We start from the raw sequence: 8,160 nt of genomic DNA on the forward strand, positions 1-8,160 counted from the left end.
GGTATCCGCGCTTTTTTTATCTCAGTTAATTTATGATGTGGTTGCTCAACTCTTTTATTGAACATGGCTTAAGTAGATCTCTGTACAGACGAATTAGAGTTATTGAGGAGTCTTGATGCAATTATTTTGTCTCAACAATGTCTGTTATTAATATGGAAATTGATGTTGGGACTGTATGATGAGCGCATATATACCTCTAATAATCTGGCTTGTTAGTGCTGCTATTTGCATCTACATCGCAAGAAGGCGTCGTGTGAAACCCTCTTTTTTTCGTAATTTTATTGTTGTTCTGTTGGGGCCGTTTGCAATACCACTAGTGTTGCTTGCAGAATCAGAGACAACACAGCAGAACAGTAGCTGAATTGCGCAGAGAAAATCTGGGGCAGGGCGCGTACACGCTTCGGGTTACGCAGAGGGCATAAGCAATTAATAGAGGTGCCCTCAAAAGAAACAACTACTCTCCCTATTGCCGCCACTCAGAAGAACGATAGGAAAAAGTAACTATTCCCTCAGCTGACAAACTGATGACGATTGATCCCCAGTCGCTTGATGCGTGATGAGAGTGTTGTTGGTTTTAGCTGTAGTATTTCCGCAGCACCCTGCTGACCAAAAACTCTACCGTTGCTTTGCTTCAATGCAGCAATAATATTGTCGATCTCGTGCTGCCGTAGCTCCTCCTGAGTATAAATCGCAGAACTCTTTAAATTGGCAGGTCTTGGTGGGTTATTACTCTCCTTGTTGATGCTGAAGTCGAGGTGAATCCGGTGGTGTTGTGAAAGGATTACAGCGCGCTCGATAACGTTGATCAGTTCACGGATGTTACCGGGCCATGGATAGGAGAGCATGCGATCCATATCGCCTTGGGTAAACTGCAGTTCGCTCTTGCCGAACTTTGAGCAGGCGAGCTTGAGGAAGTGACTGGCGAGGATAGGGATGTCCTCTTGTCGCTGACGCAGTGGTATAGAGACGATGGGAAAGACATTGAGTCGGAAGTAGAGATCCTCACGGAAGCGGTGTGCCTCGACTTCATCACGCAGTTCCCGGTTGGTGGCGGCGATGATGCGTACATCAACATGGCGGGTGACTGATTCACCCACCCGTTCGAACTGCTGCTCCTGCAGTACCCGCAACAGCTTGCCCTGCAGCTCCAGCGGTATCTCTCCAATCTCGTCCAGGAACAGGGTGCCGCCGTCGGCCAACTCAAAGCGGCCGGCGCGGTCGCTGATGGCACCGGAGAATGCGCCCTTGATGTGGCCGAAGAATTCACTCTCAAACAACTCATGGGGAATCGAGGCGCAATTGACCCGGATCATGGGACGGTCGTGGCGGCTGCTGTATTCGTGGATGGCGCGGGCTATCAGTTCCTTGCCGGTGCCGGACTCGCCGGTGATGAGTACTGCTGCACCGGTCGGTGCCACCAGATCGATCTGTTGGATTACCTGCTTGATGGTAGCACTTCGGCCAACGATCTCTTTATAGTTGTGCTCAATCAGATACTCCTCCTGAAGGTAGGCGTTCTCCTTCTCCAGTTTCAGTTTTAACGCCTGCACTTGGTCGAGCGCTGCGCGCAGCTTCTCTTCCGCCTGTCTACGTTCGCTGATGTCACGAAAGATAATCACTGCGCCAACCAAGCGTCCCTCTTCAAGGATCGGGGTGCTGGTGTACTCCACCGGTATAGCTTTGCCCTCTTTGCTCCAGAAAACCTCGTTGTCCACATGACGTACCTCTCCGTCGCGAAAGGCGGCGAAGATGTGACACTCCTGTTCAGGATAGTGATCACCACCGGGGTGACTGTGGTGAATCAGATTGTGCATGTTTCTACCGGTCAGTTCATCGGCTTTCCAGCCAAGAATGCGCTCAGCAGCAGGATTGATGAAACTGGTCTTACCCTCGGTATCCACACCGTAAATGCCCTCACCGGCGGCATTAAGAATCAATTGATTCTGCCGTTCGAACTCACTGAAAACAGATTCGATGCTTTTCCACCGTTCAAGTCCTTCGCGATGCAGGGAGTTAACCTCAGTTGTATGACGTAATTTTTCCAGCCGCTCGTAGTTGCGCAGGGTAAAGATCATCAGCTTGGTCTCCTCCTGCTGCTGCACGCTGGCGGAGATCTCCAGCCGCAATAGCTCCCCCTCTGCTGTTTGTGCGCAGAGATCGTTGTTCCAGCTGTTTCCCTGGTGCAGAACCGCCTGAGTAAAGGAGATCATCTTTGCCAGATCGGAGAGAAATAGCTGACTGGGACGCAGTCTGAGTAAAGCCTCTTGCGGATAACCCAGCAACTGCCCGGCTGCTGGATTGGCCTGGACGATCTGATCGCTGAAGGGGTCGATCAGCACTACTGCTTCGCTAAGGTGAAAATAGATACTTTCTATCTGGGACTGCACGTGACTTACCTCGGATCTCAATACCTTTGATCTACCTACAAGAAAGATGCCAAGACTACGAAGTTTCGTAAACCAAGCTACGAAAATTCGTTAAATTACGAATATTCGTTGCACTGCGACTTACCATGATTAATCTGAAAATATCATAAAAACAATTACTTATATTTGTTGTGGCGCTATGGCACGGGGTTTGCAATTTCTCTTGTAGCAGTGCCTGTCAGTCTCTTCGCTGAAGGCGGTTGTAAAACAAATGCACCAGTCCGGTGCATACCCACCTGGTCATGCGCCGTGGGGAAACTGAGGAGTGATTATCCATGAGCTATAAGAGTCTTAACGATCCTTTCAATCCGGATGCGAGCCTGACCCACGAAAAGGGTTGCGAGTGCCAACAGTGTCAAGGTGCAACCTCGGCCGGGGCGGATCATCCTGCCCAAGAAGTCAAGGTGGCGCTCGACTCGTTAGCACCGAAACAGACTCTCACCACGGATACGGCATCTGACGAAGCATCCTTCACCTCCACCGAAGAGATGATGGATCGTGCTATCGAAAGCGCAGTGGTGCGCTCCGTATTCGGTCACGACGAGATGAGCCGACGCTCTTTCCTTGGACTGATTGGTGCGGGTACCGCCAGCGCCCTGCTTGGCTCGATTTTTCCGATGGACGAAGCCAAGGCTGCGCTGAAAGAGAGTATGGGCACGGGCAAGCTGGAGAAGACCAAGCTCAATGTTGGTTTCGTGCCAATAACCTGCGCTACACCGATCATTATGGCCCATCCGATGGGCTTCTACAGCAAGTACGGTCTCGACGTGAATGTGATCAAGACCGCAGGTTGGGCTGTGGCACGGGACAAATCATTGGCCAATGAATATGACGCTGCTCATATGTTAACCCCCATGCCCCTGGCGATGAGTATGGGTGCCGGCTCCGTTGCAAAGCCCTTCATTATGCCAGCGGTAGAGAATATCAATGGTCAGGCCATCGTGCTGCATGTGGACCACAAAGATAAACGCGACCCGAAACAGTGGAAGGGCTTCAAGTTCGGTGTGCCCTTCGAGTACTCGATGCATAATTTTCTGTTGCGCTACTATGTGGCGGAGCATGGTCTTGACCCTGATAAGGACATCCAGATCCGTGTCGTACCACCACCGGAAATGGTGGCCAATCTGCGCGCAGGTAACCTGGATGGATACCTCTCCCCAGATCCATTCAACCAGCGAGCGGTATGGGAGAAGGTGGGCTTTATTCATACCCTGACCAAGGATATCTGGGAGGGTCATCCCTGTTGCGCCTTTGCCTGCTCTCAGGAGTTCGCCGACACCCACCCCAATACCTACGGTGCCTTACTGCGTTCCATTATCGATGCCACCCACTACTCAGCCAATCAGGAGAATCGCAAGGAGATCGCTGCCGCCATCGCACCGAAAAACTACCTCAACCAGCCTGTGCCGGTTATCGAGCAGGTGCTAACTGGCCGTTATGCCGACGGAATGGGCGGGGTACAGAACGTACCCGATCGCATCGATTTCGACCCCTTCCCCTGGCACTCAATGGGGGTCTGGATCCTGACCCAGATGAAGCGTTGGGGTTACATTGATGGTGAGGTCAACTATAAGCAGATTGCCGAGCAGGTCTATCTTGCGGCCGACACCGCCAAGATCATGAAAGAGCTGGGTTATGAGCCGCCGACCAAAACCTATGAGAACTACACCATCATGGGCAAGGAGTTCGACTATACCCAGCCGGAAGCTTACGTCAAAAGCTTTGCCATCAGGAGGGGTGATGCATAAATCCCTGCGAATCAGGGCGGCTATCGTATCGTTGGTGCTGCTTGCGCTTTTTCTGGGTATCTGGGAGGGGCTCAATATCGCTCCCAGTGATAGCAAGCCATTGACCGAATACGAAATCCTCATGGGGGGCGCCTCGCAAGAGGCGCGGGTACCCCCGCCATCGGCTGTGATTGAGTTGGCCGTCAAGGAGCTGAGTAACCCCTTCTATGATGCGGGGCCTAACGATAAGGGGATCGGTATCCAGTTGGGGTACTCCCTCTACCGGGTATTGACCGGCTTCCTGCTGGCTGCTCTGGTGGCACTGCCAATCGGTTTTCTGGTGGGCATGTCACCGCTGATGCAGCGGGCGCTTAACCCCTTTATTCAGGTGCTGAAGCCTATCTCGCCTTTGGCCTGGATGCCATTGGCACTTTTTATAATTAAAGACTCAGAGACCTCGGCCATATTCGTTATCTTTATCTGTTCCATCTGGCCGATGCTGATCAACACCGCTTTCGGTGTTGCCAATGTGCGTCAGGATTGGATCAACGTTGCACGCACCCATGAGTTGGGCCACCTGAAGACCGCTTTCCAGGTAATACTACCGGCTGCTGCGCCGACCATCCTTACAGGCATGCGCATCTCTATCGGCATCGCTTGGTTGGTGATCGTTGCCGCCGAGATGCTGGTGGGTGGAACAGGCATCGGTTATTACGTCTGGAATGAGTGGAACAACCTTGATCTCACCAGTGTGATCTTCTCCATTTTGATGATCGGTCTGGTGGGTATGTTGCTCGATACCGCACTGGCCACTATCAACCGTCTGGTCGAGTACGAGGAGTAGTTATGAGTAACCATTTCGTTGAAGTTGAGGGACTTGCTAAACGCTATCCCTCGCCGGGAGGGGACGAAGATCTGACGGTATTCGAAAACGCCAACTTCGGTATCGATAGGGGTGAATTCGTCTGCATCATCGGACACTCCGGCTGTGGCAAATCGACCATCCTCAACATCCTGGCTGGCCTTGACGAGGCAAGTGAGGGTGGCGTGATCATGAACAGCAGGGAGGTCTCCGGCCCGAGCCTGGAGCGGGGTGTGGTGTTTCAGAACTACAGTCTGCTGCCGTGGCGTAGCACCCTCAAAAATATTACTTTTGCAGTACAGGCGCGCTGGCCCAAATGGAGCAAGGAGCAAGTGATGGAGCAGAGCATGCGCTTTCTCGAACTGGTTGGGCTGAAGGGGGTGGAGCAGCGCAAGCCTTCGCAACTCTCCGGCGGCATGCGGCAACGGGTGAGTATAGCCCGCGCCTTTGCTACTCAACCGCAGTTGCTACTGATGGACGAGCCTTTTGGTGCCCTGGATGCACTGACACGCGGCATGATCCAGGAGGAGTTGATAAAAATCTGGGAAGAGACCCAGCAGACCGTTTTCATGATCACCCACGATGTGGATGAGGCGATTCTCCTCTCCGACCGCATCCTGCTGATGACAAACGGTCCGAAGGCGAGAGTTGCAGAGTCAGTGAAGGTTTCGGTTCCGCGTCCACGCAATCGCACCGACATCATTCACCATCCCGCTTACTACAAGATCCGCAACCACCTGGTGGACTTCCTGGTTAATCGTTCCAAGGAGCTTTCAGGTTCCGCCGACAGAGCGGAAGTTGCCGATAGCAAACATCCTCTGGTGGTCGACCCGGCTGTAGAAGAGGCGGATCTCAGCAGCACTGAAAGATTGAAACAGGCGGCTGTTTAACAGCTGTCACAAAGAGACAATACTAAACGAGGTAAGAGAAGATGAATAAATTGGAAATGACCGAAGTGATCATGGCTGCCAAGAAGAGCTCTGGTCTGAGTTGGGAAGCCATCGCAGAGAAGGTGGGTCTGGCTCCGGTGTTTTTGACCTCTGCTTGTCTGGGTATGAATAGCTTGAAGGCGGAATTTGCAGACAAACTTTGCGACTCTTTGGGTCTGTCGCCTGAGGTCTCTGGCGTGTTGCAGGAGTTTCCTCATAAAAGCTGGGACAAAGCAATACCTACCGATCCGGTGATCTACCGTTTTTACGAGGCTATTGGTGTCTATGGAGAGACCATCAAGGAACTGATCCACGAAAAGTTTGGTGACGGTATCATGAGCGCAATCGATTTCTCCATGCATATCGACAAGGAGGAGAATCCTGTTGGTGATCGAGTGGTCATCACCATGAATGGTAAGTTTTTGCCCTATAAAAGTTGGTGAGCCGTTCGCGCCTTTGCTCTGATTAAGATTGCCACCGTTGGATGAATAGGAAAAATAGCATTTAGATAAATCCATATTGCGAGATGGGAAGGTATTGTCTCCCGTCAAAGCGTGATTAGTGCCTTGATTCAAGGATGATCGATCCTGAACAGACAAATTTAACCCTCTGGCGTATTCATGGATGAAATTGATATGCCACTTGATAAAGCGCGGTATCCGCGCTTTTTTTATATCTCAGCTATTGATTAAGATGGGGGTAGGTGTGGCTGTATATTGTCTCTTTCTGGCTATTCAGTCGCACCATCTGTCTATTGATGTTTTTTCTGCCCCCCCCCTGATTAACAATAAAACCATTTGTAGTGTAAGTGATTATCAACTGATCACTTTTTTCCAGAATCAGCTAAAGAACCTGACAAAAGTAATACTTATGTATATGCAGTGGTAAGTAAGTGATCATAATGTCCCAAACTTGCAACACAACTATCCATTCGATTCTCTTAATGGTTTGTGATCTTCATAAAAAACCTCATAAAAACAAACATTAAGACTTAATTCGCTAGGTTGGCGCGTGGCTTGCAAACCATGCTTGATAACTTAACTCTCAACACAGAGTCTGCCAATGAGTGACCAACCTTCAGTATTGATTCTCGGTATCGGTAATCTGCTTTGGGCTGACGAGGGGTTTGGTGTGCGTGCCCTGGAGAGCCTGCAGCGTACCTTTTCATTCCCTTCCAATGTGCGGCTGTTGGATGGGGGAACCCAGGGCATCTACCTGGTGCAGCACATTCGCGAGGCAGATGTGCTGGTGGTGTTCGATGCGGTGGATTACGGCCTACCCGGCGGCACTCTAAAGCGGGTAGAAGGTGACCAGGTGCCGAAGTTTCTCGGTGCAAAAAAGGTCAGCTTGCATCAGACCGGTTTTCAAGAGGTTTTGGCGATGGCTGAGATGTTGGGTGACTACCCTCAGCAGCTGTTGCTGGTTGGTGTGCAGCCCGCTCTACTGGAGGACTTCGGTGGCAGTCTGCAGCCTGAGGTGAAAGCGCAAATCGAGCCGGCTATCGAGGTGGCGTTAGAGTACCTTGAAGGCTTTGGTGTTCATGCAACGCGCCGGGAAGTCCCTATCACTCCCGACCCTCTTTTACAGGGGGCAATATCTGATATCCACCTCTATGAAGCTGAGCGTCCCTCGGAAGTTGATGCCTGCCGGGCAGGGGATGCCAGGGTATTGGAATCGGAAGCATTTCGTCTCGCCTATCGACCAGCTGCTTTGGATGGTGAGGCGGTCAGTGTTGGAGTGGATGCCCATCTGGATAAATACAGAGAGGGTGGTTCTCAATAGTGTGTATCGGTATTCCCATGCAGGTGGTCTCTTGCGAAGGTAGTTATGCCCTCTGTGAAGGTATGGGCGAAAGCCGAAGGGTGGATACCCTGCTTGTAGGTGACCAACAGCCAGGCAGTTGGTTACTGGTGTTTCTGGATAGCGCCAGAGAAGTTTTGAGTGAGCAGCGTGCGGATCAGATACGTCAGGCCTTGCTGGCGCTTGATATGGCGTTACAGGGTGAAACAGAGGTTGGGCATATGTTTGCTGACCTGGTGGATAGGGAACCCCAACTGCCTGAACATCTCAGGTCAAAACAGTAGTGGTGCCAGGTTCGTTAAATTGAAGATGGAATGGAGTTAGCTTAACCATCGAGACCTGGTGGGGGGTTGGCCCCCCCAACCGTTGTAAAGTGGGGTGGGGGGGGGCCAAGGCCCCCCCAAAAGAGATAGTCA

7 protein-coding genes are annotated in these 8,160 nt (G+C 51.6%); 6 read left to right on the forward strand and 1 reads right to left on the reverse strand.

Going from position 1 to position 8,160, the window contains the following annotated elements; all coding sequences use genetic code 11:
* Window positions 1–509: 509 nt before the first annotated feature.
* Entirely contained in the window at window positions 510–2,387 is a 1,878-nt protein-coding gene (locus tag AC4IFB_RS20260; protein ID WP_490781139.1) for a sigma 54-interacting transcriptional regulator, read from the reverse strand.
* A 314-nt stretch (window positions 2,388–2,701) separates the two neighbouring features.
* Between AC4IFB_RS20260 and AC4IFB_RS20265 the strand changes: the two genes are divergently transcribed.
* The 6 genes from AC4IFB_RS20265 to AC4IFB_RS20290 all read left to right on the forward strand — a co-directional run bounded on the left by AC4IFB_RS20265 (window position 2,702) and on the right by AC4IFB_RS20290 (window position 8,028).
* Entirely contained in the window at window positions 2,702–4,174 is a 1,473-nt protein-coding gene (locus AC4IFB_RS20265; protein ID WP_490776336.1) for a CmpA/NrtA family ABC transporter substrate-binding protein, read from the forward strand.
* Entirely contained in the window at window positions 4,167–4,997 is an 831-nt protein-coding gene (ntrB, locus tag AC4IFB_RS20270; protein ID WP_490776335.1) for a nitrate ABC transporter permease, read from the forward strand. The genes AC4IFB_RS20265 and ntrB overlap by 8 nt, the downstream gene beginning before the upstream one ends.
* 2 nt (window positions 4,998–4,999) lie before the next feature.
* Window positions 5,000–5,905, forward strand: coding sequence for an ABC transporter ATP-binding protein (locus AC4IFB_RS20275; protein ID WP_490776334.1), 906 nt, complete (start codon window positions 5,000–5,002; stop codon window positions 5,903–5,905).
* Between the two features lie 41 nt (window positions 5,906–5,946).
* On the forward strand, window positions 5,947–6,387 hold the full coding sequence (gene cynS, locus AC4IFB_RS20280; protein ID WP_490776333.1) for a cyanase: 441 nt from the start codon (window positions 5,947–5,949) through the stop codon (window positions 6,385–6,387).
* A 619-nt stretch (window positions 6,388–7,006) separates the two neighbouring features.
* Window positions 7,007–7,726 carry a HyaD/HybD family hydrogenase maturation endopeptidase gene (locus AC4IFB_RS20285; RefSeq protein ID WP_490781140.1) on the forward strand — a complete coding sequence of 240 codons (720 nt, stop codon included), beginning with the start codon at window positions 7,007–7,009 and terminating at the stop codon, window positions 7,724–7,726.
* Window positions 7,726–8,028: a HypC/HybG/HupF family hydrogenase formation chaperone gene (locus AC4IFB_RS20290; RefSeq protein ID WP_490776331.1), complete on the forward strand. Its 303-nt coding sequence runs from the start codon at window positions 7,726–7,728 to the stop codon at window positions 8,026–8,028. The genes AC4IFB_RS20285 and AC4IFB_RS20290 overlap by 1 nt, the downstream gene beginning before the upstream one ends.
* Window positions 8,029–8,160: the final 132 nt, after the last annotated feature.

It is taken from the genome of Candidatus Thiodiazotropha sp. AKIB8 (assembly GCF_058244675.1).

What these genes read in the sequence shown, in the direction of transcription:
- AC4IFB_RS20265 (WP_490776336.1), top strand. Translation starts at nt 2,702, where the DNA reads ATGAGCTATAAGAGTCTTAACGATCCTTTCAATCCGGATGCGAGCCTG.
- cynS (WP_490776333.1), top strand. Translation starts at nt 5,947, where the DNA reads ATGAATAAATTGGAAATGACCGAAGTGATCATGGCTGCCAAGAAGAGC.
- AC4IFB_RS20285 (WP_490781140.1), top strand. Translation starts at nt 7,007, where the DNA reads ATGAGTGACCAACCTTCAGTATTGATTCTCGGTATCGGTAATCTGCTT.
- ntrB (WP_490776335.1), top strand. Translation starts at nt 4,167, where the DNA reads ATGCATAAATCCCTGCGAATCAGGGCGGCTATCGTATCGTTGGTGCTG.
- AC4IFB_RS20275 (WP_490776334.1), top strand. Translation starts at nt 5,000, where the DNA reads ATGAGTAACCATTTCGTTGAAGTTGAGGGACTTGCTAAACGCTATCCC.